This is a genomic window from Micromonospora alfalfae, from assembly GCF_022230925.1.
Classification (GTDB): domain Bacteria; phylum Actinomycetota; class Actinomycetes; order Mycobacteriales; family Micromonosporaceae; genus Micromonospora; species Micromonospora alfalfae.
Window position 1 is genome coordinate 1 of the sequence record NZ_JAKKFH010000025.1, and the last position, 22,868, is coordinate 22,868.

22 protein-coding genes and 1 pseudogene are annotated in these 22,868 nt (G+C 71.9%); 14 read left to right on the forward strand and 9 right to left on the reverse strand.

Annotated elements, in window-relative coordinates:
• Nucleotides 1-77: 77 nt before the first annotated feature.
• Nucleotides 78-482, reverse strand: a complete 405-nt coding sequence (locus MED01_RS19875; protein WP_238670059.1) for a YjbQ family protein — start codon at nt 480-482, stop codon at nt 78-80.
• Nucleotides 483-508: 26 nt separating this feature from the next.
• On the reverse strand, nt 509-985 hold the full coding sequence (locus tag MED01_RS19880) for a hypothetical protein (RefSeq protein ID WP_238670060.1): 477 nt from the start codon (nt 983-985) through the stop codon (nt 509-511).
• A 178-nt stretch (nt 986-1,163) separates the two neighbouring features.
• Here MED01_RS19880 and aceE point away from each other — a divergent pair, with 178 nt between their 5' ends.
• Nucleotides 1,164-3,902: a pyruvate dehydrogenase (acetyl-transferring), homodimeric type gene (gene aceE, locus MED01_RS19885; RefSeq protein WP_308193520.1), complete on the forward strand. Its 2,739-nt coding sequence runs from the start codon at nt 1,164-1,166 to the stop codon at nt 3,900-3,902.
• A 246-nt stretch (nt 3,903-4,148) separates the two neighbouring features.
• On the opposite strand, the gene MED01_RS19890 is transcribed toward aceE, so the two are convergent.
• On the reverse strand, nt 4,149-4,595 hold the full coding sequence (locus MED01_RS19890; RefSeq protein WP_238670061.1) for an SRPBCC family protein: 447 nt from the start codon (nt 4,593-4,595) through the stop codon (nt 4,149-4,151).
• Between the two features lie 188 nt (nt 4,596-4,783).
• Here MED01_RS19890 and MED01_RS19895 point away from each other — a divergent pair, with 188 nt between their 5' ends.
• The 3 genes from MED01_RS19895 (at nt 4,784) to gltX (ending at nt 8,889) form a co-directional block, all read left to right on the forward strand.
• Entirely contained in the window at nt 4,784-6,133 is a 1,350-nt protein-coding gene (locus MED01_RS19895) for a GH1 family beta-glucosidase (protein ID WP_238670062.1), read from the forward strand.
• Nucleotides 6,130-7,407 carry an MFS transporter gene (locus MED01_RS19900; protein ID WP_238670063.1) on the forward strand — a complete coding sequence of 426 codons (1,278 nt, stop codon included), beginning with the start codon at nt 6,130-6,132 and terminating at the stop codon, nt 7,405-7,407. Before MED01_RS19895 ends, MED01_RS19900 begins: the two co-directional genes overlap by 4 nt.
• A gap of 72 nt (nt 7,408-7,479) precedes the next feature.
• A complete protein-coding gene (gene gltX / locus MED01_RS19905) occupies nt 7,480-8,889 on the forward strand; it encodes a glutamate--tRNA ligase (protein WP_308193523.1) in 1,410 nt (469 codons plus the stop codon).
• Between the two features lie 107 nt (nt 8,890-8,996).
• On the opposite strand, the gene MED01_RS19910 is transcribed toward gltX, so the two are convergent.
• Nucleotides 8,997-9,614 (reverse strand): copper resistance CopC family protein, encoded by a 618-nt coding sequence (locus MED01_RS19910; protein ID WP_238670064.1) that lies wholly within the window; start codon nt 9,612-9,614, stop codon nt 8,997-8,999.
• 252 nt (nt 9,615-9,866) lie between these two features.
• On the opposite strand from MED01_RS19910, the gene MED01_RS19915 reads away from it, so the two are divergent.
• Nucleotides 9,867-10,517: a hypothetical protein gene (locus MED01_RS19915; protein ID WP_238670065.1), complete on the forward strand. Its 651-nt coding sequence runs from the start codon at nt 9,867-9,869 to the stop codon at nt 10,515-10,517.
• 62 nt (nt 10,518-10,579) lie between these two features.
• Here the strand turns inward: MED01_RS19915 and MED01_RS19920 are convergent, their stop codons facing one another.
• Nucleotides 10,580-10,909 (reverse strand): hypothetical protein, encoded by a 330-nt coding sequence (locus tag MED01_RS19920; protein ID WP_238670066.1) that lies wholly within the window; start codon nt 10,907-10,909, stop codon nt 10,580-10,582.
• A gap of 314 nt (nt 10,910-11,223) precedes the next feature.
• Between MED01_RS19920 and MED01_RS19925 the strand changes: the two genes are divergently transcribed.
• The 7 genes and pseudogenes from MED01_RS19925 (at nt 11,224) to fabF (ending at nt 17,956) form a co-directional block, all read left to right on the forward strand.
• Nucleotides 11,224-12,408: a sensor histidine kinase gene (locus MED01_RS19925; protein WP_238670067.1), complete on the forward strand. Its 1,185-nt coding sequence runs from the start codon at nt 11,224-11,226 to the stop codon at nt 12,406-12,408.
• Nucleotides 12,405-13,106 (forward strand): response regulator, encoded by a 702-nt coding sequence (locus MED01_RS19930; RefSeq protein ID WP_308193524.1) that lies wholly within the window; start codon nt 12,405-12,407, stop codon nt 13,104-13,106. The genes MED01_RS19925 and MED01_RS19930 overlap by 4 nt, the downstream gene beginning before the upstream one ends.
• A gap of 48 nt (nt 13,107-13,154) precedes the next feature.
• Entirely contained in the window at nt 13,155-14,456 is a 1,302-nt protein-coding gene (locus tag MED01_RS19935; RefSeq protein WP_308193525.1) for a PucR family transcriptional regulator, read from the forward strand.
• A 78-nt stretch (nt 14,457-14,534) separates the two neighbouring features.
• A pseudogene (locus tag MED01_RS19940) lies at nt 14,535-15,452 on the forward strand (ACP S-malonyltransferase); the annotation flags it as partial.
• Between the two features lie 5 nt (nt 15,453-15,457).
• On the forward strand, nt 15,458-16,402 hold the full coding sequence (locus MED01_RS19945; RefSeq protein ID WP_238670069.1) for a beta-ketoacyl-ACP synthase III: 945 nt from the start codon (nt 15,458-15,460) through the stop codon (nt 16,400-16,402).
• 85 nt (nt 16,403-16,487) lie between these two features.
• The gene (locus tag MED01_RS19950; protein ID WP_030330276.1) at nt 16,488-16,727 is read left to right on the forward strand and encodes an acyl carrier protein; all 240 of its coding nucleotides are present in this window, start codon (nt 16,488-16,490) and stop codon (nt 16,725-16,727) included.
• 2 nt (nt 16,728-16,729) lie between these two features.
• On the forward strand, nt 16,730-17,956 hold the full coding sequence (fabF, locus tag MED01_RS19955; RefSeq protein WP_124855678.1) for a beta-ketoacyl-ACP synthase II: 1,227 nt from the start codon (nt 16,730-16,732) through the stop codon (nt 17,954-17,956).
• Between the two features lie 50 nt (nt 17,957-18,006).
• Here fabF and MED01_RS19960 read toward each other — a convergent pair whose 3' ends face one another.
• The gene (locus tag MED01_RS19960; RefSeq protein ID WP_238670070.1) at nt 18,007-18,225 is read right to left on the reverse strand and encodes a hypothetical protein; all 219 of its coding nucleotides are present in this window, start codon (nt 18,223-18,225) and stop codon (nt 18,007-18,009) included.
• A 135-nt stretch (nt 18,226-18,360) separates the two neighbouring features.
• Between MED01_RS19960 and MED01_RS19965 the strand changes: the two genes are divergently transcribed.
• Nucleotides 18,361-19,032 carry a lipoprotein gene (locus MED01_RS19965; RefSeq protein ID WP_238670071.1) on the forward strand — a complete coding sequence of 224 codons (672 nt, stop codon included), beginning with the start codon at nt 18,361-18,363 and terminating at the stop codon, nt 19,030-19,032.
• Between the two features lie 30 nt (nt 19,033-19,062).
• On the opposite strand, the gene MED01_RS19970 is transcribed toward MED01_RS19965, so the two are convergent.
• Both MED01_RS19970 and MED01_RS19975 read right to left on the reverse strand, forming a co-directional pair.
• On the reverse strand, nt 19,063-20,796 hold the full coding sequence (locus MED01_RS19970) for a glycoside hydrolase family 3 protein (RefSeq protein ID WP_238670072.1): 1,734 nt from the start codon (nt 20,794-20,796) through the stop codon (nt 19,063-19,065).
• Nucleotides 20,797-20,883: 87 nt separating this feature from the next.
• A complete protein-coding gene (locus MED01_RS19975; RefSeq protein WP_091409261.1) occupies nt 20,884-21,375 on the reverse strand; it encodes a DUF3145 domain-containing protein in 492 nt (163 codons plus the stop codon).
• 308 nt (nt 21,376-21,683) lie between these two features.
• On the opposite strand from MED01_RS19975, the gene MED01_RS19980 reads away from it, so the two are divergent.
• Nucleotides 21,684-22,013 (forward strand): hypothetical protein, encoded by a 330-nt coding sequence (locus MED01_RS19980; RefSeq protein WP_030330285.1) that lies wholly within the window; start codon nt 21,684-21,686, stop codon nt 22,011-22,013.
• Nucleotides 22,014-22,087: 74 nt separating this feature from the next.
• Here the strand turns inward: MED01_RS19980 and MED01_RS19985 are convergent, their stop codons facing one another.
• A complete protein-coding gene (locus tag MED01_RS19985; protein ID WP_238670073.1) occupies nt 22,088-22,711 on the reverse strand; it encodes a carbonic anhydrase in 624 nt (207 codons plus the stop codon).
• Nucleotides 22,712-22,868: the final 157 nt, after the last annotated feature.

Sequence of the window (22,868 nt, forward strand, 5' to 3'; positions counted from 1 at the left end):
GCGCGGGACGCGGGCGGTGCGGGGTGCAGGCGCGGGCGGCGCGGAGTTCGGGGCGGGCGTGGGAGGTGCGGGCGAGGTCAGGCGGGGAGGAAGGAGAAGCGGACCTGGCGGGTCGGGTTGTCGCCGTTGGTGTCGACGAGGCAGATCGACTGCCAGGTGCCGAGCGCCAGTCGACCGCCGAGCACCGGCAGCGTGGCGTACGGCGGGATGAACGCCGGCAGCACGTGGTCGCGGCCGTGGCCGGGCGAGCCGTGTCGGTGCCGCCAGCGGTCCTCGGTGGGGAGCAGGTCGTTCACGGCGCTGAGCAGGTCGTCGTCGGACCCCGACCCGGTCTCGATGATCGCCAGGCCGGCGGTGGCGTGCGGCACGAAGACGTGCAGCAGGCCGTCGCCCTCGCCCGAGACGAACTGCTGGGCCTCCGCGGTGATGTCCCGGACGGTCGGCCGGGACCCGGTCTGGACGGTGATCACGTCGCTGCGCATACGTCGCATTCTGCCGCAGGGTGGGGTCAGGAGCTGCCGCCACCGCCACCGGAGTCGCCGCCACCGGACCAGCCGCCGCCGGAGTCACCGCCGGACCAGCCGCCGCCGGAGTCACCGCTGGACCAGCCCCAGCCGGACCAGCCTCCCCCGGAGTCGCCGCTGCCGCCGGCCGGCTCCGTACCGTCGGAGCGGTCGTGGTCGCCGTCGCGCTGGTGGCCGACGTGCCCGCTCCCGGCGTCCCCGGCGGGCATCGGGTAGAAGCCGTACCCGGCGGCGTCCGAGTCCGGACGGCGGCGGCGGCGGCGGCCATCGTGGCCGTTCAGACGGGCTGCGCGGATCGCGTCGCGCAGCAGGCCCGCGCCGAGCACGGCCACCAGGGCGCCCAGGGCCACCAATCCGACCATCGGCAGGTTGCCGGAGGCGAGGCCGACAGCGCCAATGACCAGGCCAACCACCCCGACAACGATCATGCTCGCGGCGACCGCGACACGGCGTCCGTTCATGGCGGTAACGGTAGGAGTAGCGGTCAAACCGGTCGGGTTTCACCGGGTCGTCGCGCTAAGTTACTGGCGAGTACCTGTGTTCAGCATCGCGTCGGGGGGACCTAGACGTGACGACGGGTGCCACCAGGGGGCAGGATGGCGCTAGAGACCTATCCCACACACAACCGAGGGAACGCCTGTGGCTACGGAACGCAAGCGCCCGGTGATCAGCGACGGCCTACCGAGCCAGCTTCCGGACATCGACCCTGAAGAGACCAGCGAATGGGTCGAGTCGCTTGACGGTGTCATCGACGAACGCGGGGCCAAACGCGCCCGCTACGTCATGCTGCGCCTCCTGGAGCGCGCCCGTGAGCGCCAGGTCGGGGTTCCGCCCCTGACCACCACCGATTACATCAACACCATCCCGTCGGAGCGCGAGCCCTGGTTCCCGGGTGACGAGCACGTCGAGCGGAGGATCCGGGCGTACGTCCGGTGGAACGCCGCCATGCTGGTGCACCGGGCTCAGCGCCCGGAGATCGGCGTCGGCGGGCACATCTCCACCTTCGCCAGCTCGGCGTCGCTCTACGAGGTGGGCTTCAACCACTTCTTCCGGGGCAAGAACCACCCGGGCGGTGGCGACCAGATCTACTACCAGGGCCATGCCTCCCCCGGCATGTACGCGCGGGCGTTCCTGGAGGGGCGGCTCAGCGAGCACCAGCTCGACGGGTTCCGCCAGGAGCTGTCGCACCCCGGTGGTGGGCTGCCTTCGTACCCGCACCCTCGGCTGATGCCGGACTTCTGGGAGTTCCCCACCGTCTCGATGGGTCTCGGCGGTCTGAACGCGATCTACCAGGCCCGGTTCAACAGGTACCTGCAGCACCGCGGCATCAAGGACACCTCCCAGCAGCACGTCTGGGCGTTCCTCGGCGACGGCGAGATGGACGAGCCGGAGACGCTGGGCGCCATCGGCGTTGCCGCCCGCGAGGAGCTGGACAACCTCACCTTCGTGATCAACTGCAACCTGCAGCGGCTGGACGGCCCGGTGCGGGGCAACGGCAAGGTCATGCAGGAACTGGAGGCGTTCTTCCGGGGTGCCGGCTGGAACGTGATCAAGGTTGTCTGGGGCCGTGAGTGGGACCCGCTGCTCGCCGCGGACACCGACGGCGCGTTGGTCAACCTGATGAACACCACCACCGACGGCGACTACCAGACCTACAAGGCGGAGTCGGGCGCGTACGTGCGGGAGCACTTCTTCGGCCGCGACGCCCGGACCCGCAAGATGGTCGAGCCGCTCAGCGACGACGAGATCTGGAACCTCAAGCGGGGTGGGCACGACTACCGCAAGCTCTACGCGGCCTACAAGGCGGCCACCGAGCACACCGGTCAGCCCACTGTCATCCTGGCGAAGACGATCAAGGGCTGGACGCTCGGCTCGCACTTCGAGGGCCGCAACGCTACCCACCAGATGAAGAAGCTGACGCTGGAGGATCTGAAGACCTTCCGCGACCGGCTCTACCTGGACATCCCGGACTCGGCGCTGGAGGACAACCCCTACCTGCCGCCGTACTTCCACCCGGGTGAGAAGTCCGACGAGATGGCGTACCTCAAGGAGCGGCGCGAGCAGCTCGGCGGGTACCTGCCGTCCCGGCGGACCAGCACGAAGCGGCTGGCCATCCCCGGCCCGGAGCGGTTCGCCGACATCAAGCGCGGCTCGGGCAAGCAGAAGGTGGCCACCACGCAGGCCTTCGTCCGTCTGCTCAAGGACGTGATGAAGGACAAGGAGTTCGGCAAGCGTTGGGTGCCGATCATCCCGGACGAGGCCCGCACCTTCGGTCTCGACTCGATCTTCCCGACCGCGAAGATCTACTCGCCGCACGGCCAGCGCTACACCTCGGTCGACCGCGAGCTGTTCCTGTCGTACAAGGAGTCGACGACCGGGCAGATCCTGCACGAGGGGATCAACGAGGCCGGTTCGGTGGCCTCGTTCACGGCGGCCGGATCGGCGTACGCCACGCACGACGAGCCGATGATCCCGATGTACATCTTCTACTCGATGTTCGGGTTCCAGCGGACCGCCGACGGGCTGTGGGCCGCGGCCGACCAGATGGCCCGGGGCTTCCTGCTCGGCGCCACAGCGGGTCGGACCACGCTCAACGGTGAGGGCCTTCAGCACGAGGACGGGCACTCGCTGCTGATCGCCGCCACCAACCCGGCGGTGGTCGCGTACGACCCGGCGTTCGCGTACGAGATCGCGCACATCCTGGAGCAGGGTCTGCACCGGATGTACGGGGACGCGCAGGAGAACGTCTTCTACTACCTGACCGTCTACAACGAGCCGACGCTGCAGCCGGCCGAGCCGGCCGACGTGGACGTGGAGGGCCTGCTCAAGGGCATCTACCGCTACTCGCCGGCGCCGCAGGTCGACGGCCCGAAGGCCAACCTGCTCGCCTCGGGCACCGGGATGCAGTGGGCGCTCAAGGCCCAGCAGCTCCTCGCCCAGGACTGGGGGGTGGGCGCCAACGTCTGGTCGGTGACCTCCTGGACCGAGCTGCGCCGCGACGCGGTGGAGACCGAGGAGTACAACCTGCTCAACCCGGGCGCCGAGGCGAAGGTTCCGTACATCCAGCAGAAGCTGGCCGAGGCGGACGGGCCGAAGATCGCGGTCAGCGACTTCATGCGTGCGGTACCGGACCTGATCGCCCGCTGGGTACCCGGCGACTACACGTCGCTCGGCACCGACGGTTTCGGCATGTCGGACACCCGGCACGCGCTGCGCCGGCACTTCCACGTCGACGCGGAGTCGATCGTGGTGGCCACGCTGCGGCAGCTCGCCCGCAGCGGCGCGGTGGCGGCGACGGTGCCGGCCGAGGCCGCCAAGAAGTACGCGATCGACGACGTCAACGCCGCTCCGGTCGGCGAGACCGGCGGCGACAGCTAGACAGAGCACGACCCCAGAAGGGCCCGGCGCTGACGCGCCGGGCCCTTCTGGCTGTTCCCCACACCACACCCGTACCGGGTCGATCAAGGAGTTGTGGTGGTGGACGAAGGGGGCACATCACCGCGCACCAGGCACCACAAGTCCATGATCGATGCCTACAAGGGACGGGAGCGGCGGTGGTCCGGGGGCCCTGGCGGGGATCCGGACCACCGCCGTCGCGGGTGACGCCGGGAGGATGGGCGCTCGTCAGCCGACGGCGGCCAGGTCGGTGAGCCGGGCCAGCGAGTCCTCCAGGTCGGCGCCGACCCGACGCAGTCCGAGGCGCAGCATGGCCGCTTTGACCGGGCCGGCCGGCCAGCGGACCACTATGAGGCGCACGACGGTCCCGCCCTCCTCCTCGTCCCCGGTGAGCTGGACGTAGATCTCGGTGCGCGCCTCCGCACGAGCACCGGCACCCTTTGCCCGTTCCCGCCAGCCGATCAGCGTCGGCTCCTGGTAGGCGATCACCTCGGCCTCATGCGCCGAGCCGCGCCCCGCCTGGACGAGCTGTCGCCGCCCGAAGCCCTCTCCCGAGAGCACTTCGGCCGCTCGGACCCCGGCCAGCCAGGCCGGCAACTGCTCGGCCCGCTGCACGACATCCCAGACCACTTCAATTGGCGCCGCCACGTGCGCACTGCGTTCCACGAGGATCATTTCCGTCTTTCCTCCGGTGAGGACATCCCACGATATCGGCACTCTATGCGCTAAATCGGACTTACCTGGACGGGTTCGGAAAAAGACACGCCGATCAACCATTGCGCATTGCGTCAGGCCGGCCTATGGCGCATTCATCGAGAGCGCCCTAAAGTCCCGAGCACGTTTCACGTTGACCGGGAGGGCGCATGTCAACCGCACCAATGCCCCAGTTCCCCACCGGCTTCCGCTGGGGCGTCTCCACATCGGCCCACCAGATCGAGGGCGCCACCACTGCCGACGGCCGCGCTCCGTCCATCTGGGACACCTTCGCGCGCTCCCCCGGGCGGATCAGCGACGGCAGCAGCGGCGAGGTGGCCTGCGACCACTACCACCGACACACCGAGGACGTGGCTCTGCTGGCCGGCCTCGGCGTCACGGCGTACCGGTTCTCCATCGCCTGGCCCCGGGTCCAGCCCACCGGCGCCGGCCCGGCCAACCCGGCCGGCCTGGACTTCTACGACCGCCTGGTGGACGAGTTGCTGGCCGCCGGCGTCGACCCGGTGGCCACCCTCTACCACTGGGACCTGCCGCAACCCCTCGAAGACGCCGGCGGCTGGATGCACCGCGACACCGCCGCCCGCTTCGCCGAGTACGCCGAGAAGACGGCCGCCCGCCTCGGCGACCGGGTCCGGCTCTGGATCACCCTCAACGAGCCGTTCATCCACATGAGCCTCGGCTACGGCATGGGTGTGCACGCCCCCGGACGGATGCTGCTGTTCGACGCCTTCCCCGTTGCCCACCACCAACTGCTCGGGCACGGGCTCGCGGTCGCCGCGCTGCGGACCCACACCGCCAGCCCGGTGGCGATCGCCAACAACTACTCGCCGGTGCGGGTGCTCGGCGACCACGACGCCGACCGGGCCGCCGGGGCGGCGTACGAGGCGCTGCACAACCGGCTCTTCACCGACCCGCTGCTCGGCCGCGGCTACCCGGAGCTGCCCGGCTTCGACCCGAGCGTCATCCACCCCGGCGACCTCGACACGATCGCCGCGCCGATCGACGTGCTCGGTGTGAACTACTACAACCCCACCGGGGTACGGGCTGCCGAGGAGGGCTCTCCCCTGCCGTTCGACCTCGTGCCGCTGGACGGCTACCCGCGCACCGCCTTCGACTGGCCGGTGGACCCCGACGGGCTACGCGAGCTGCTCGGCTGGCTGCGCGACACCTACGGCGACGCGCTGCCGCCCATCGAGATCACCGAGAGCGGCTGCGCGTACGACGACGCTCCCGACACCGACGGGCAGGTGGCCGACCCGGAGCGGATCGCGTACCTCGACGGGCACCTGCGGGCCGTCCGAGCCGCCATCGACGACGGGGTGGACGTCCGCGGGTACTTCGTCTGGTCGCTGCTGGACAACTGGGAGTGGGCCGAGGGGTTCACCAAGCGCTTCGGTCTGGTGCACGTCGACTACGCCACCCAGACCCGTACGCCGAAGTCGTCGTACACCTGGTTGCGGGACGTGATCGCGGCCAGCCGGCCGGGGTCGGCGCGGTGACCACCCTCGACCCGACGCCGTCGTCGCTGCCGGCGGCGCTCGCTGAGCCGACGGTGCCGGTGCGGCGCGGCTGGATCGGTCTGATCTTCGCGGCCAACCTCGGCGTGTGGATGGCGTTCTTCACGCCCATCCAGGTGCTGCTGCCGCAACAGATCGAGCAGATCGCGCCCGGCGACAAGGAGAACATGCTGGCCGTGGTCACCGGCCTCGGCGCGCTGGCCGCGGTGCTGGCCAACCCCCTGGCGGGCGCGTTCTCCGACCGGACCTGCCTGCGGATCGCCGGCCGCGAGTTCGGTCGTCGGCACGTCTGGACGGCGGGCGGGGCGGTGCTCGGCGCTGCGGCCCTGGTGCTGCTGGCCCAGCAACGGACCATCCTCGGCGTCGCCCTCGGCTGGGTCGCCGCGCAGGTCTGCTTCAACGCGATGCTGGCCAGCCTCACCGCCGCCATCCCGGACCGGGTCCCGGTGCGCCAGCGCGGCGGGGTCTCCGGGTGGGTGGGCATCCCGCAGGCGCTCGGGTTGGTGCTCGGCGCGGTGCTGGTCACCGCCGTGGTCACCGGCAACGCCGCCGGCTACCTGGCCATCGCCGTGGCCATCCTGCTGCTGTCGCTGCCGTTCGCGCTGCTCACCCCCGACGAACCGCTGCCGCGTACCCATCGGCCGGCGATCCGGACGCGGGCGCTGCTGGCCTCGATGTGGATCAGCCCTCGCCGGCACCCGGATTTCGCCTGGGCCTGGATCACCCGGTTCCTGGTCCAGTTGGGCAACGCCCTGGGCACCCTCTACCTGCTGTACTTCCTCAGCGACGGGGTGCGCCACCCCGACCCTGAGGGCGGCCTGCTGGTGTTGATCCTGCTCTACACGCTCGGGATGATGCTGACCGCTGTGGTCGCCGGCCGGATGTCCGACCGTTCCGGTCGTCGCAAGATCTACGTGATCGTCTCCGGGCTGATCATGGCGGTGGCGGCGCTGCTGCTCGCTGTCGCGCCGGTCTGGCCGATGGCGATCGTCGCGGCGCTGCTGCTCGGCGCGGGCTACGGCGTCTACCTCTCGGTGGACGCCGCGTTGATCACCCAGGTGCTGCCCCGGGCCACCGACCGGGCCAAGGACCTGGGCGTCATCAACATCGCCAACTCGGCGCCGCAGGTGCTCGGCCCGGCGCTCTCCGCCCCGCTCGTGGTGTACCTGGGTGGCTATCCCACGCTCTACGCGGTCACCGCCGTGGTCACCCTGCTCGGCAGCGCGCTGGTCGTCAAGATCCGCTCGGTCCCGTGAGCCAGGGGCTTTGACGCACGCCCTGGGGGGCCGTGGCGGAAAGCAGTCGCGTACCGCCGTAGGCTGGGGGACGTGACAGTACGTGTGCGCTTCGCCCCTTCCCCGACCGGCATGTTCCACGTCGGCGGCGCCCGCTCGGCGCTGCAGAACTGGATTTACGCCAAGCAGCAGGGCGGCGTGTTCGTGCTGCGCATCGAGGACACCGACGCGGCGCGCAACAAGCCCGAGTGGACCGAGGGCATCCTCTCCGCGCTGGACTGGATCGGGATCTCCCGGGGCAGCTACGAGGGCCCGTACTTCCAGTCGGCGAACGCCGGCGAGCACCGGGCTGCCGCCGCGCGCCTGTTCGAGTCCGGCCGCGCCTACTACTGCGACTGCACCCGCGAGGACGTGCAGGCCCGCACCGGCTCGCAGTACCAGGGCTACGACGGCTACCACCGCGACCGTGGCCTCGGCCCCGGCCCGGGGCACGCGCTGCGCTTCCGTACGCCCGACGAGGGCGCGACGGTGGTGGTCGACCTGATCCGTGGTGAGCCCACGTTCGAGAACAAGCTCATCGAGGACTTCGTCATCGCCAGGGGCGACGGCTCACCCGTCTTCCTGCTGGCCAACGTCGTCGACGACATGACCATGGGGATCACGCACGTGATCCGGGCTGAGGAGCACCTGCCCAACACTCCCAAGCAGCAACTGCTGTGGGAGGCCCTCGGGGTCAAGCCGCCGATCTGGGCGCACGTGCCGGTGGTGGTCAACGAGAAGCGGCAGAAGCTCTCCAAGCGCCGGGACAAGGTCGCCCTGGAGGCGTACCGCGACGAGGGTTACCTCGCCGGCGCGATGCGCAACTACCTCATGCTGCTCGGCTGGGCCCCCTCCGGCGACCGGGAGATCGTTCCCTGGTCGGTCATCGAGGACGAGTTCCGGCTGGACGAGGTCAATCTCTCCTCGGCGTTCTTCGACGAGAAGAAGTTGCGCGCGTTCAACGGCGAGTACATTCGTGCGCTGCCGGTGGCCGAGTTCATCGACGCCTGCCAGCCGTGGCTGACCGGCACCGGGACCATCGCGCCGCCGCCGTGGCAGCCGGAGGAGTTCGACGCCGACGCGTTCGCCGCCGTGGCGCCGCTGGCTCAGACGCGGATCGCGGTGCTCAGCGAGATCGTGCCGAACGTCGACTTCCTCTTCCTGGCCTCACCGCTGATCGACGAGGCCGCCTGGACCAAGACGATGAAGGACGGCTCCGCCGAGCTGCTGGACGACGCCGTCGCGGCGTTCGAGGCGCTGGAGTCCTGGGACGCCGAGTCGTTGAAGTCGACGCTGGAGGCGGTCGGCGCCGAGCGGGGCCTCAAGCTGGGCAAGACGCAGGCGCCGGTGCGGGTAGCCGTCACCGGCCGCACCGTGGGTCTGCCGCTGTTCGAGTCGCTGGAGGTGCTCGGTCGCGAGCGCACCCTGACCCGGATCCGCGCCGCCCGCCTGCGCCTGGTCTGACCCACCACCCCTCCGCCGATCTTGCGGTTTCGGTTGTCGACATGAGTGGGATGCCCCTTGTGTCGGGACAGTAAGCGCAAGATCGCGGAGCAGGGCCAGCCCGGTGGTCACCGGGCTCCGCGTCGGCGGCGGAACACGAGGCCGGCCGCGAGGGCGGCGAGCAGCACCAGACCACCGAGCGCCCAGAACCACCAGCGACTGCCCGAATCGGACCGCTCCGACGCCGCCGGCACAGTGGAGGCCGTCGAGCTGCCGGGGGTCGCCGACGCGGGGCCGGCGGAGGGTGCCCCCTCGGCCGACGCGGCAGCCGAGGGCGAGCCGGCCGGGTTGGTGCCGGCGGCAGCCGACGGCGAGGCGGACGGGTCGGCGGCGGTGCCGGTGGTGAGGGTGAACCGCACCTCGCCCTTCACCGGGTGCCCATCGGACGAGGCGAGCTGGTAGCCGACGATGTAGAGCCCGGCGGCGGCCGGCTTGAACGGCACCCGCACCCGACTGCCGTCGAAGGCGGGAGTCCCGCCAGCGACCACATTGTCCGGTCCGGTTATTGTGATCTTCGTCGTAGTCGGCGACGGCTTGGCGAGGAACCGCAGCTCGACCCGGGCTGGCGCCGACGCCACGCGGGCGCCGTCGCGCGGGTTGCTGCCGGTCAGCTGGTTGTGGGCGGCAGCCGGAGTCGCCGGCACCAGAAACGACACACCGAACGCCACGCCGAACACCACTGGCATGACCCGCACCGTACGTGTAACCCTGCCCCCCATGAACCCCTCCGTAAGGGTACGATCCGCCCGCTGATCAAACGGCTCCTCATTAGTCGAGCAGAGATCGCAGATAGTTCCAATTACTGTTCTGAAAGCTGCAACTCATCGACGTTCTGCGGAGTCTGTAGGAGTGGACGCGACCATCCGGTCGATGCCGCACCGGCAGATCGGTCCAGACGTCACGACGAAGCCATCCATCGAACGGGGCGAGGAGGCGGGATGCTCCGACACATGAGGCGCTTGGTCGCCGCGTTGGCGGGCACGCTGGCGGTGGCACTGCTGGCGCTTGGCACCGCCGGCTCGGCCTCGGCGGCGCCGAAGCCGGCACCCGCCGGAGTGGACATCACCGGCACCGGGCTGTCCGCGCCGCTGCGATTGCACGCGGACAAGGAGCCCGCCCTCGTGGGCGCGGTCATCGACCAGGTCAACTTCCTCGCCCGCACCGGCATGCCGACCGGTCCGAAGGCAGCCAACCTCGGTCCGAAATACACCGTCGTGGTGCTCGCCGGCGAGACGCCGAAGCAGACCTACGACCTCTATCCCAAGGCGATCGGCGGCCCCCGCGTCTTCCGGCCGGCGAAGCAGCCGGACGGTCGCAAGACCAGCGCCGGCTGGTTCCTGGGTCGGCTCAGCATGTCCGAGACACTGCGCACCGCCGGTGTGCCGCTGGAGCGGCAGTTCGACACGGTCAGCGGCGGCGCGGGCGGTGGCGAGCGAGTCCTCCCGGAGGACACGCTCGACCCGGCGAAGGACCTCGACGAGGCGCTCGGCGACCTGCAACACCTGCTGCTGCTCAACGTCGGCGTGATGCTGACCATCACTGTCGGCCTCGCCGGGATCGCCCTGCTGATCCGCCGCCGCACGCGCTGAGCTGACGTACTCGCTGAACTGACGTCGACGTACTCGCCGATCAGCGAGTACGTCGGCGGTGCTCAGCACCAGCGGCGCGGTGGGCGCTCCCGGCGGATGGCCCTCGGCCGCGGTCGGACCGCGCCGTGCCGATGTGCCCCGGCCCAGCCGGGAAGTTCGCTGAGGCAACCAGCGGGAACGTCCGAGTCGGGCTCGGCGAGGCCGGTGGGCTCGGCAGAGCGCTGACGCGGCAGCACGGGCTCGTCATCGACGCGCCCGTGCAGTGGCTCCACCGGGTGCGATGGTGCGCCACCGACCGGCCGGCGGTGCTTGCCAGCCGCCTGCGGGTCGTGGTGCCCCGGCCGGCAGGGCTCGCCCTGGGCGCAGCCGTGCTCGGCCTCCCCGTGCGCCATCCCCGGTCTCCTCACGCTCGCCTCACCCTCGGATGCTCTCCCCGAGGTGCCCTGTCACCGTACTGGCCGGGACCGACGGGCCGCGCGCAGCGTACCCGGGGTCCGGACCGGCCGGTCCTGCTAGACGCCGCTTGAGCGCGGGAGCCGGTTACGCAGTTCACAGCTTCTTCTGGCGCCGTTCACCAGGGGCGTCACGGCCGAGGGCGCTCCGACGGTCGGTAAGGGTCCGCATACCCCTTTCGGCGCATGGCGGTGCGGTCGAGGTCCTCCCTCGGTGGGAGTTCGACGGGCGACGGCTGTGGTGGGATCGGAGCATGCGTGCGCCACCGTGGCTCGACTCTGGCACCCTCGGCCGCGACCTCGTGCTGGCCTGCGCGTCACTGGCCGGTGGCCTGGTGCTGCACGCCCTGGGTTGGCAACCACAGGTCCGTCCGGACGCGAACGTGCCGTCGGCGTTGTTCCTGCCGCCGCTGGTGGCGGTCTGCGTCGCCGTCGGCCTACGGCGGGTCGCACCACGCGCCAGCCTGGCCGTGGGGACCGGCGCGCTGGTGGTCGACACGGCGCTGGGCAGTTCGCTGGGCACGGTCCTGGTCTACACCCAGGTGCTCTACGACGCCTGCGTGTACGGCCCGCCCCGGCTGTGGCGGTGGTTGCTGCGGATCACCGTGGCGCTGAGCCTGCTCGGGGTGGTCGTTGGCGTGCTCGGGTACGGCCAGTGGCGCGGCGCGGCGCTCGGGGTGCTGGTGGTGCTCGCCGGGCTGCTGCCGGTCCTGACCGGCATCAGTGTGCGGCAGTACCGCGATCAGGCCGCCGCCGAGCGGGCGCGGGCCGAGCAGACCGCCCGGCTGGTCGAGTTGGACCGTCGGCAGGCGGTCAGCGCCGAACGGGCCCGGATGGCCCGGGAGCTGCACGACGTGGTCGCGAACCACCTCAGCGCGGTGGCCATCCACGCCACCGCCGTGCTCTCCGTGCCCGGCTTGGATCGCGGTCAGGTGGAGTCGGCGTTGCGGGTGATCAGGGAGAGCAGCGTGCAGGGCCTCGCCGAGATGCGTCAGATGATCGAGGTGTTGCGCGAGCCCGGGACCAGCGCCGACCCGGCCACGCCGGAGGTGGTCACCGCGCGGCTGGCCGAGGCGGACGGACTGGTCGACCGGGCCCGGGCGGCCGGCCTCGCGGTGCGGGTCCGAACCGATGGCACGCCGGGCGCGTTGCCGGTGGGGGTGGACCTCGCCGCGTACCGGATCGTGCAGGAGTCGCTGACGAACGCGCTCAAGCACGGTACGGGTGAGGCGGAGCTGACGATCGCGTACCGGCCGGCCGAGGTGGTGCTGACCGTGGAGAACCCGGTGCGCTGGAGCGGGGCCGGGTTGCCGGGCGCCGGGGCCGGGCTGATCGGCATGCGGGAGCGAGCCACACTGCTGGCCGGCCGGTTCACCGCCGGACCGCACGACGGCCGTTGGCAGGTGCGGGCGGCCCTGCCCACCGGGGAGGGCGGGTGACCGGGCCGGCGGGGCCACCGGACGACGCGGGCCCGGCGACGGTTCGGGTGGTGCTCGCCGACGACCAGCCGGCGGTACGGGCCGGACTGGCGATGATCCTGAACGGCTCGGCGGGCGTCGAGGTGGTCGGCGAGGCGGCCGACGGGGACGCCGCGGTGCGCCTGTGCCGGGAGTTGCGCCCCGACGTGGCGGTGCTGGATGTGCGGATGCCGCGCCGGGACGGGATCTCCGCGACCCGGGCGATCGTCAGCGACGGGCTCGCCGACGTGCTGGTGCTCACCACCTTCGACCTCGACGAGTACGTCTTCGGGGCGTTGCGGGCCGGCGCGGCCGGGTTCCTGCTCAAGGACACCGACGCCGACGGCCTGGTCAGCGCGGTGCGGACGGTGGCGCGGGGTGACGGCTTCATCGCACCCACTGTGACCCGCCGGTTGATCACCGCGTTCGCGGCCACCGCGCCGGGCGCGTCGGCGGACGCCCGGGCCGCGCTGGGCACCCTCACTCCGCGTGAGCGCGACGTGCTGGCCTGCCTCGGGTTGGGCCTGTCCAACCAGCAGATCGCCGATCGACTGGTGCTGGCGGAGAGCACCACCAAGACTCATGTGAGCCGGATCCTGGCCAAGCTGGACCTGCGCAGCCGGGTGCAGGCCGCGATCCTGGCCCAGGAGGTGGGCCTGCCCGCTCCCCCGCAGCCGTGAGACGGGCCCGCTGGGCGCGCCGACAGTGGTCGGCGGACCGGTGCCGGCGTGGTTGGCCTGCTCACGACGTGTCAGGCTAGGGCGGTGAGCACGCCGGGCGGTGGGGAGCTGTCGGCCACGCTGCGCCGGATCGAACGATCGGCGGGGGCGTTGGCCACCTCCAGCGTGGCCCGGATGGACGAGACGCTCCCCTGGTTCCGGGCACTGCCGGCCGACCAGCGCTCCTGGGTGATGCTGGTGGCCCAGGCGGGCGCGAGGTCGCTGGTGCAGTGGCTGCGCGACGGCGGCGGAACGGCGGACAGCACCCAGGAGGTCTCGGACGAGGTCTTCGCCGCCGCCCCGCAGGCGCTGGCCCGGTCGATCACCCTCCAGCAGACCGTGGCGTTGATCAAGGTGACGATCGACGTGGTCGAGGAGCAGGTGGCGCATCTGGCCGCCGAGGGTGAGGAGCAGCAGCTACGCGAGGCGGTGCTGCGCTTCTCCCGGGAGATCGCGTTCTCCGCCGCCCGGGTGTACGCGCGGGCCGCCGAGTCGCGCGGCGCCTGGGACGCCCGGTTGCAGGCGCTGCTTGTCGACGCGCTGTTGCGCGGTGACTCGCCGGACGTCCTGGCCAGTCGGGCCGCCGCGCTCGGCTGGGCGGACGCGCCGCCGGTGGCGGTGGCTGTCGGTCGGTCGCCCGGCGGTGAGGTCTCGGCGGTGCTGCACGTGGTCTACCGGCAGGCCCGCCGGATCGGCGTGGAGGTGATCGGCGGCGTCCACGGCGACCGGCTGGTCATCGTGCTGGGCGGCGCGCCTGACCCGCTGACCGCCACCGCGAAGCTGCTGAGCGCGTTCGGGGACGGCCCGGTGGTGGTCGGTCCCGCCGTACCGAGCCTCGACGAGGCGACCGAGTCGGCGCGGGCCGCGCTGTCCGGCTTTCGGGCCGCACCGGCCTGGCCGAGCGCGCCCCGGCCGGTGCCGGCCGCCGACCTGCTGCCGGAGCGGGCCCTCGCCGGCGACGCCGAGGCCCGTCGGCGGCTGCGTCACGATGTGTACGCGACGCTGGTGCGTGCCGGTGGGGAACTGCTGGCGACCCTGGACGCCTTCCTGGCCGCCGGTGGCACGCTGGAGAGCGCGGCCCGGGCACTGTTCGTGCACCCGAACACTGTCCGCTACCGGTTGCGGCGGATCGCCGAGGTGACCGGGTTCTCGCCACTGTCGCCGCGCGACGCGTTCGCCCTCCAGGTCGCGCTGACAGTGGGTCGGTTGGATCCGGTCGCCCCGCTGGCCTCGGCGGTCCCGACTCAGACAATGACCCCGGCTACCCGGAAATCCGCCCAAACAGAGGATGATCCCCGCCGATCTTTGTAGGAAACCTCTAAAGGTCCTAGTGTGGTTTGGTCGAAGGCGGCACCGCGTTACCCGCCTTTATCCGGGAGAGTCATAGACGTGCTCGCCGTACTTAGTCCCGGCCAGGGTTCTCAGAAACCCGGCTTCCTGACCCCCTGGCTCGACCTGACCGGCACCGAGGCGCGGCTGCGCCACTGGTCGGCGCTGGCCGGGGTCGACCTGCTGCACCTGGGCACCGCCGCCGACGCCGACGAGATCAAGGACACCGCCCGCACCCAGCCGTTGCTGGTCGCCGCGGCGTTGCTCGCGGCCGAGCACCTGCCGCTCGACGGCGTCGCACTCACCGCCGGCCACAGCGTCGGCGAGTTGGGTGCCGCCGCCCTGGCCGGTGTGCTCTCGGCCGACGCCGCGATCACACTGGCCGGCGTTCGCGGCCGGGAGATGGCCGCCGCGTGCGCGCTTGAGCCGACCGGAATGGCCGCGGTGCTCGGTGGTGACCCCGACGAGGTGATCGCCGCGATCGAGGCGAACGGGCTCTACCCGGCCAACCGCAACGGCGCCGGGCAGATCGTCGCCGCGGGCGCCCTGGACGGGCTGGACAAGCTCGCCGCCGCGCCGCCCGCCCGGACCCGGATCATCCGACTCCAGGTGGCCGGCGCGTTCCACACCCCGTACATGGCTCCGGCCGAGACCGCGCTCGCCGCGGAGGCCGCCGGGATCACCCCCGCCGACCCGGCTCGGACCCTGCTGTCGAACCTCGACGGCACCGCTGTCGACAACGGCGCGGCAATGGTGCAGCGCCTCGTTCGTCAGGTCACCGCGCCGGTGCGCTGGGACCTGTGCATGCGGACGCTGGCCGACCTCGGGGTCACCGGCGTGATCGAGCTGCCCCCGGCCGGCACCATCGCCGGCCTGGTCAAGCGGGAACTCAAGGGCGACGGCGCCCCGGAGATCGTCACCCTCAACACCCCGGACGACCTGCCGGCCGCACGGGACCTGATCGCCCGTATCGGAGGTCGTTCATGACTGGCAGTCGCATCGTCTCGATGGGGCACTACCAGCCTTCCCGGGTGGTGACCAACGACGACATCGCCCAGCTCGTCGACACGAACGACGAGTGGATTCGCGACCGGGTCGGCATCGTCAGCCGGCGGATCGCCGACAGTGAGACGGTCGCCGACATGGCCGCCGCGGCTGCCGGCAAGGCGCTGGCCAACTCGGGCCTGACCGCCGCCGACATCGACCTGGTAGTGGTCGCCACCTGCTCCTCCATCGACCGCAGCCCCAACGTGGCCTGCCGGGTCGCCGGCAAGCTGGGCATCACCGCGCCGGGCGCGTTCGACCTCAACACCGCCTGCTCGGGCTTCGCGTACGCGCTGGGCACCGTCGACCACGCCATCCGGGCCGGGGCGTCGCGCAACGCGATCGTCATCGGCGCGGAGAAGCTGTCCGACTTCACCGACTGGACCGACCGCTCCACCTGCATCATCTTCGCGGACGGAGCCGGTGCCGCGGTGGTCTCCGCCACCGCCGACGACGAGCCGACCGGAATCGGCCCGGTCGTCTGGGGTTCGGTGCCGGACAAGAGCGACGCGGTCCGCATCGAGGGTTGGCGCCCGTACATCCAGCAGGAGGGGCAGGCGGTGTTCCGCTGGGCCACCACAGCGATCGCGCCGCTCGCGCTCCAGGCCTGCGAGCGGGCCGGGGTCGACCCGTCGGAGCTGGCCGCATTCGTGCCGCACCAGGCCAACGCCCGGATCATCGACGGCATCGCCAAGCGACTCAACATCCCCGACGCGATCATCGCGAAGGACATCGTCGAGTCCGGCAACACCTCCGCGGCGAGCGTGCCGCTGGCCCTGTCCAAGCTCGTCGAGCGCCGGGAGGTGCCCTCCGGCGCACCGGTGCTGCTGTTCGGCTTCGGCGGTGGCCTGACCTATGCAGGTCAGGTCGTCCGCTGCCCCTGATGACCCCCTCGGGCGCGTACGCGTCCAGGAGTGGCGGTCGGCGACGCCGGCCGCCGGAGAACCCCGATGAAAGGAACCAACCGCAATGACCCGTGACGAGATCACCACCGGCCTCGCCGAGATCCTCGAAGAGGTTGCCGGGGTGAACCCGGACGACGTGGCCGAGGGGAAGTCCTTCACCGACGACCTCGACGTCGACTCGCTCTCCATGGTTGAGGTAGTGGTCGCGGCCGAGGAGAAGTTCGGCGTCAAGATCCCGGACAACGAGGTGCAGAACCTCAAGACCGTCGGCGACGCAGTCAGCTACATCGCGGCGCAGTCCTGATCATGAGTCGTCCAGACGTCGTCGTCACCGGGCTCGGCGCGACGACCCCGCTTGGCGGGGACGTCGCGTCGACCTGGGACGCAATGCTCGCCGGCCGCTCCGGGGTGAGTGCCCTCACCCAGGAGTGGGCCGAGCAACTGCCGGTCCGGATCGCCGCCCAGTTGGCCGTGGAGCCGTCCGAGGTGCTGGACCGGGTCCGCCTGCGCCGCCTGGACCGCTCCGAGGCGATCGCGATCATCGCGGCGCAGCAGGCCTGGGCGGACGCCGGCCTCGCCGGTTCCGACCTGGACGGGGAGCGGTTGGCCGTCAGCGTCGGCTCCGGCATCGGCGGTGCCACCACTCTGCTCGCCCAGGACGACATCCTGGAGGCGTCCGGGCCACGGCGGGTCTCCCCGCACACCATCCCGATGCTGATGCCGAACGGTCCGGCCGCCTGGGTCGGGCTGGAGTTGGGCGCCAAGGCCGGCGTGCACTCGGTGGCCAGCGCCTGCGCCACCGGCGCCGAGGCGATCGCCCTCGGCCTGGACATCATCCGCTCCGGCCGGGCCGACGTGGTGGTGGCCGGCGGCACTGAGGCGGTCATCCACCCCCTGCCGATCGCCGGATTCAGCTCGATGCGGGCCATGTCGACCCGCAACGACGACCCGGAGCGGGCCTCCCGCCCGTGGGACCGGGGCCGGGACGGCTTCGTCCTCGGCGAGGGCGCCGGCATCGTGGTGCTGGAGCGGGCCGAGCACGCCGCGGCCCGGGGTGCCCGGGTGTACGCGCGCCTCGCCGGCGCCGGCATCACCTCCGACGCGTACGACATCGTGCAGCCGCACGCCGAGGGCGAGGGCGCCATCCGGGCCATCGCCAAGGCGATCGCCGACGCGGACGTGGCGAAGCGGGACATCGTGCACGTCAACGCGCACGCCACGTCGACCCCGGTCGGGGACATGCTGGAGATCGGTGGGCTGCACAAGGCGCTCGGCGACCACCCGGTGCTGTCCGCGACGAAGTCGATGACCGGTCACCTGCTCGGTGCGGCCGGCGCGCTGGAGTCGATCGCCACCATCCTGGCGATCCGCGACAGTGTCGTCCCTCCGACGATCAACCTCGACGACCCGGAGCCAGGCCTCACCCTGGATGTCGCCGCGCACAAGGCCCGCCACATGGAGATCCCGGCCGCGTTGAACAACGCGTTCGGCTTCGGCGGCCACAACGTGGCTCTCGTCTTCGCCCGCCCCTGAGATCCTGCGAAAGGGCCCCTCCTCGTCGAGAGGAGGGGCCCTTTCGTCGTTCAGCCTCGGTTGCGGGGGTGTTGTTTGGCGGTGCGCTCGTTGCCGTGGCGGTAGTTGCCGGTCCAGCGGGCCATCACCAACTGCGGGTCGTCGTCGACCTCGGCCAGGAACTCCGCGGCCCGAGCGCCGCGCAGCGTGCCGGCGACCCGACCGTGGTGGGTGATCACCACAGTGCCGTCCGCCCGTTGCACGTGCCGGAATCCTGCTGCCGTTCCCATGGGGTGAGGCTGTCAGACCGACCGGGCGGGGGGCGACCCGATTTCCGTCGTGCCGGGCGCACGATCCCGATTGACGTCGAGAGACCGCACGGCTTAGATGGGCCGACTGAAGATCGACTGACGGGGATCACCACTATGGACGTTCGTACCCGCGTCGCCGTGTCGGCGGCGCTCACCCTCGGCCTGCTGGCCGGCTGCGGCGACGACGCCGGCGCTCCGGCCGGGCCCGCGGCCGGCAGCCCGGCACCACAGGCCGCTGGCGAGCCCTGGTACGACGAGGTGGCCCCGGCGTCACCCGGCGGCACGGCCGGCGGCACCGGTTCCCCCTGCCCGGTACCGGTGACGTTTCCGCTGGCCGACGGGTGGACGGCGAAGGCGATCGAGCCGCCCAAGGGCGAGCTGGCCGAGTTGGTCGGCGAGGCGCTCACCAAGCGCGGCGGCACCACCGTCCGCTGCGAGGTCGACGGCCGGCCGGCCGGCGGCGGATTCCTGCGGATCTGGGCGGCGGACTCACCGACTGTCACGCCGCGCGCCGCGTTGGAGAGTTTCGCCGCCGGGGCCGGCGAGACGGTCGCCGGCCAACAGTTCCGTGACCTCCGCGCCGGCGGCTTCGACGCCACCGAGATGACCTGGCTCGCCACCAACCCGCTGGTCGAGGAGGAGGATCAGTCGCGGAACTGGGCGCTGGCAGTCCAGTCGGCGGGGCAGACCCTCGTCTTCGCGGTCAACGAGGGGCTGATCACCGAACGGACCGACGTGCTGCCGGCGTACCGGCTCGCGGTGCGGGGGCTCGCGAAGGGCGAGTGAGGTGGGCGGTGACCGGGCCGTGCCGGACGGTCAGGTGCCGCAGGTCGTGGCGGGCAGTCCGGGGACGGCCACCGGGGACCGGCCGCCCGGCCGGGCCTTGCCGGCGAGCACGGCGGCCAGGCCGGTCATCGACGCCCGACTGGACGAGTAGGTCGCCAGCAGCGTCGGTGACTTCGCGTCGGCCAGCACGTACGGGGTGTCCATGGCGACGGTCACCGCCGCGTCGGGGCTCAGGTCCTTGGCGCCGTCGCCGTAGCCCACCAGGTGCACGACCGTGCCGCCGCTGGGCTTGACCTGCACCCCGGCGGCGGTCAGCGCGGCGGTGAGCGTGGCCCGGGTGCCGTCCCGACCGCCGGACGAGGTGACGGTGACCGGTCCGCGTACCGCTCCGCCGCAGGCGCCCTTCAGCACGGTGACGGCGGCGGCTGCCAGCGCGTCGGCCGCCGCCCGGTGCGCCGGGGTGTTGAGCGTGGACATCTGCGCCGCCGGCAGCTCCGCGAGCTGGAACTTCATGGTCAGCACCCGGGTGACCGCCTCGACCAGCCGGGGCCGGGGCAGGGATCCGCCGCGCAGCGCGGCGAGCAGCCCGTCGTACGCCTGACCGACGTTCGGGGTCATCAGGATGAGGTCGTTACCGGCGTTGAGCGCCCGGACCGCGGCCTCGCCGGGGGCCCAGCGCATCGCGGGCGGCATGTTCATCCCGTCGGTGATCACCACGCCCTTGAAGCCGAGTTGGCCGCGCAGCACGTCGGTGAGCAGCTTGTGCGAGAACGTCGCCGGGGTTCCCGGGTCGATCGCGCGCGCGTCCAGGTGACCGGACATCACTGCCATCGCCCCCGCGTCCATCCCGGCGGTGAACGGCGGCCACGCGCCGCTCTGCAACGCCGCGGCGGACTGGGTGAGCACCGGAAGGTCCTGGTGCGAGTCGTCGGCGCTGTGGCCGTGCCCGGGGAAGTGCTTCAGGGTGGCCGCGACCCCGACCGCCTGGAGGCCGCGGACCGCGCCGCCCACCTGCGCGGCGGCCTGCTTCGGGTCGGCACCGTACGACCGGGAGCCGATCACGGTGCTCCGGGTGGCCAGCACGTCGGCCACCGGGGCGAAGTCGATGTTGATGCCCATCGCGGCTAACTCGGTGCCGGCGGCCCGCCAGGCCGCCTCGGTGAGCTTCGGGTCACCGGCCGCGCCGGCCGCGAGGGCGCTGGGCAGCACTGTGACCCCGTCGGACACACGGGTGACGACGCCGTACTCCTGGTCGGTGCCGATGAGCAGCGGCGCCGAACCGGCGGCGAGCCGACCGCCGGCGGTCCGCAGCCCGGCAGTGAGCTCGTGCACCTGCTTGGGGTTGTCGACGTTGGTGGTCTCCTGATTGCCCTTGGTCGGGTCGTCGGCGCTGAAGCCGACCAGGATCAGGCCACCCAGTCGGTACTTGGCGATCATGTCGGCGGGGGTGTCCACCCCGGCCAGGGCCTGGTTACCGGCCGCCGAACCGGCGGAGACCTTCGTCGCCGAGTCGCCGTAGGCGTACGGCATCAGCACCTGGCCGACGAGGTCTTCGTCGGCCAGCGTCGCCACCAGCGCGGCGGCGCGGCTGGCGGGGTCGCCGGCCGGCGGCGCGGCCGGGACGCTCGGGCCCGCGGACGTGCCGGCCGGGCTGGGCGTCGGCGTGGGGCGCTCCGGGTCACCGGAGCAGCCGGAGACGAGCAGGGCGGTCAGGGCTGCGACAGCGACACTGGCGCGCCACGGGCGATTCGACACGCCGCCCATCCCACCAGCTTCTCCCTTATCGGGGCAACTTGACCTTACCGGTCGTCGCCGCTGCGACGGCGTCCGGCCAGCGGCCCGCCGGCCGGGTCAGCCGACCCGAGTGAGCAAGGTCACCGGGGCTCCGTCGCCGGCGTACCGGTAGGGCTCCAGGTCAGCGTCCCATGCCGTGCCGAGCGCCTTGTCGAGGGCGTGCGCCAGCGCCTCGGGGGCCCGGGAGGCGGCCATCAGCGCTCGAAGGCGGTCCTCGCCGAGCTGAATGTCGCCGGCCACGCCGACCGTTGCCCGGAACAGGCCACGGGCCGGCACGTACATGAAGCGCTCACCGTCGGCGCCGGGACTCGGCTCCTCGGTGACCTCGAAACGGATCATGGGCCACTGCCGTAGGGCAGCAGCCAGCTCGGCGCCCGTCCCCGGACGACCGGTCCACCCGCACTCGGCCCGGCGTGCGCCGGGGTCGACGGGCTGAGCCGTCCACTGCAGGTTGACCGGCGCGGCTAGGACGCGCGCGATCGCCCACTCGACGTGTGAGCACACGGCGAGCGGGGTCGAATGGACGTATACGACGCCACGCGTTGGCACGGTGACCTCCCGGAGAGCGAGGTGCGTCTTCCCCTACGACCTCGTCCACCCAGGTGGCTGCTGCAACACATGATGACTCCTGTGACGCATGGTGCGCCAGAGAATCGGAAAAAACGCCGGGTGGAATAGCCGGACGGGTGGTCGCCGTTGCCTCTCAGGACACCGCGACGACCAGCATGATGTCGTGGTCCTGTACAGTTCCACCGGCGGCTTATGCCGCGTTACACCTTCGCGGGTCGAGTCACGTACGACCCGCACACAGCCCCCGGACGTCCAGTCCTCCCGTACGTCTTGCAAGGAGTACCTCCGTGGCGAGCAACACCTCTAAGACCGCGCGCGCGTCCGTCCGGGCCGGCCAGGCTGGCCAGGGTGGCGCCCTCAGCGTGCTGGGCGAGTTCAAGTACCTCATCCCGCTCAACGGCGGCAAGCACGCCTACGTGCGGAACCTGACCAACGGCAAGACGGCGCACCTGCGCACGGACTCCGACGCCTTCGTCGAGGAGATCCGCGTTCTGGCCGCCGCCGGCCACGCCGCCAAGATCCGGGCGGAGATCAACAACCTGGCTGCCACCCACCCGGGTGACGGCTGGGAGGCCACCGAGAAGCGCCTGGTCGCGGCCGGCGTCTTCGAGGGCTGAGCCCTCCCCCACGCACCACCGAAACCGCCCGCCGGGAGTTCCCGGCGGGCGGTTTCGCGTGTCCGGAGGCCGGGTCAGCCTGGATCGAGCAGGGCCACCTCGCCGGTGGCCAGGTCGTAGAGGCCGCCGACCACTGCCACCCGGCCGGCAGCCACCGGCCCGGCCAGCAGATCGTCCTCGCGCAGGGTGCGCACCGTGCGCCGGACGTGCCGGCGAATCGCCAGCGGCTGCACCGCCGGATCGTCGAGCCCCGCCTCGGTCACCGCCGGGGCGATCTCGTCCACCAGGTGTGCCAGCGACCCGCCGGGACGCTGCCCGGTGCGCAGCGACTCCACAGTGGCCTGCACCGCGCCGCACCGCTCGTGGCCAAGAACCATCACCAGCGGTACGCCGAGCTGCCCGACCACGTACTCGATCGAGCCGCAGACCGCGCGATCGAGCACGTGCCCGCCGGTACGGATCACGCAGATCGCGCCGAAGGTCTGATCGAAGATCGCCTCCAACGGCACCCGGGAGTCGATGCACCCCAGCACCACGGCGTACGGCTGCTGGTCGCCGGAGGCCGCTGCGGCGGCCGTCACGTCGTGTCCGTGCACCGGCTGGCCACTGACGAACCGCCGGTTGCCGGCGAGCAGGTCGGCAAGCGCGGCGCGGGGCGTACCGCCGGCCTGGCGCCCCTGCCCCGACGTCGCGCCCATGGGTGCTCCCGACGACCCCATGCCGTTCAGCTTGGCCCGCCGCCGTCCGGGACGGGCGAGGTCGGGAATGTTCGCGACGGTGCGATTGGCGTGGTGTCATGGCGGGTAGCCGGTGTTACCGCCGGGTATCGGAGGTGCTGGTGGTACCGGGCGGCCC

Excerpts from the sequence above, each read along its gene's own strand:
- MED01_RS19875 (WP_238670059.1), bottom strand. The coding sequence starts at position 482 with ATGCGCAGCGACGTGATCACCGTCCAGACCGGGTCCCGGCCGACCGTC.
- MED01_RS19880 (WP_238670060.1), bottom strand. The coding sequence starts at position 985 with ATGAACGGACGCCGTGTCGCGGTCGCCGCGAGCATGATCGTTGTCGGG.
- MED01_RS19890 (WP_238670061.1), bottom strand. The coding sequence starts at position 4,595 with ATGATCCTCGTGGAACGCAGTGCGCACGTGGCGGCGCCAATTGAAGTG.
- MED01_RS19895 (WP_238670062.1), top strand. The coding sequence starts at position 4,784 with ATGTCAACCGCACCAATGCCCCAGTTCCCCACCGGCTTCCGCTGGGGC.
- MED01_RS19910 (WP_238670064.1), bottom strand. The coding sequence starts at position 9,614 with ATGCCAGTGGTGTTCGGCGTGGCGTTCGGTGTGTCGTTTCTGGTGCCG.
- MED01_RS19915 (WP_238670065.1), top strand. The coding sequence starts at position 9,867 with ATGCTCCGACACATGAGGCGCTTGGTCGCCGCGTTGGCGGGCACGCTG.
- MED01_RS19920 (WP_238670066.1), bottom strand. The coding sequence starts at position 10,909 with ATGGCGCACGGGGAGGCCGAGCACGGCTGCGCCCAGGGCGAGCCCTGC.
- MED01_RS19925 (WP_238670067.1), top strand. The coding sequence starts at position 11,224 with ATGCGTGCGCCACCGTGGCTCGACTCTGGCACCCTCGGCCGCGACCTC.
- MED01_RS19945 (WP_238670069.1), top strand. The coding sequence starts at position 15,458 with ATGACTGGCAGTCGCATCGTCTCGATGGGGCACTACCAGCCTTCCCGG.
- MED01_RS19950 (WP_030330276.1), top strand. The coding sequence starts at position 16,488 with ATGACCCGTGACGAGATCACCACCGGCCTCGCCGAGATCCTCGAAGAG.
- fabF (WP_124855678.1), top strand. The coding sequence starts at position 16,730 with ATGAGTCGTCCAGACGTCGTCGTCACCGGGCTCGGCGCGACGACCCCG.
- MED01_RS19960 (WP_238670070.1), bottom strand. The coding sequence starts at position 18,225 with ATGGGAACGGCAGCAGGATTCCGGCACGTGCAACGGGCGGACGGCACT.
- MED01_RS19965 (WP_238670071.1), top strand. The coding sequence starts at position 18,361 with ATGGACGTTCGTACCCGCGTCGCCGTGTCGGCGGCGCTCACCCTCGGC.
- MED01_RS19970 (WP_238670072.1), bottom strand. The coding sequence starts at position 20,796 with ATGGGCGGCGTGTCGAATCGCCCGTGGCGCGCCAGTGTCGCTGTCGCA.
- MED01_RS19985 (WP_238670073.1), bottom strand. The coding sequence starts at position 22,711 with ATGGGCGCGACGTCGGGGCAGGGGCGCCAGGCCGGCGGTACGCCCCGC.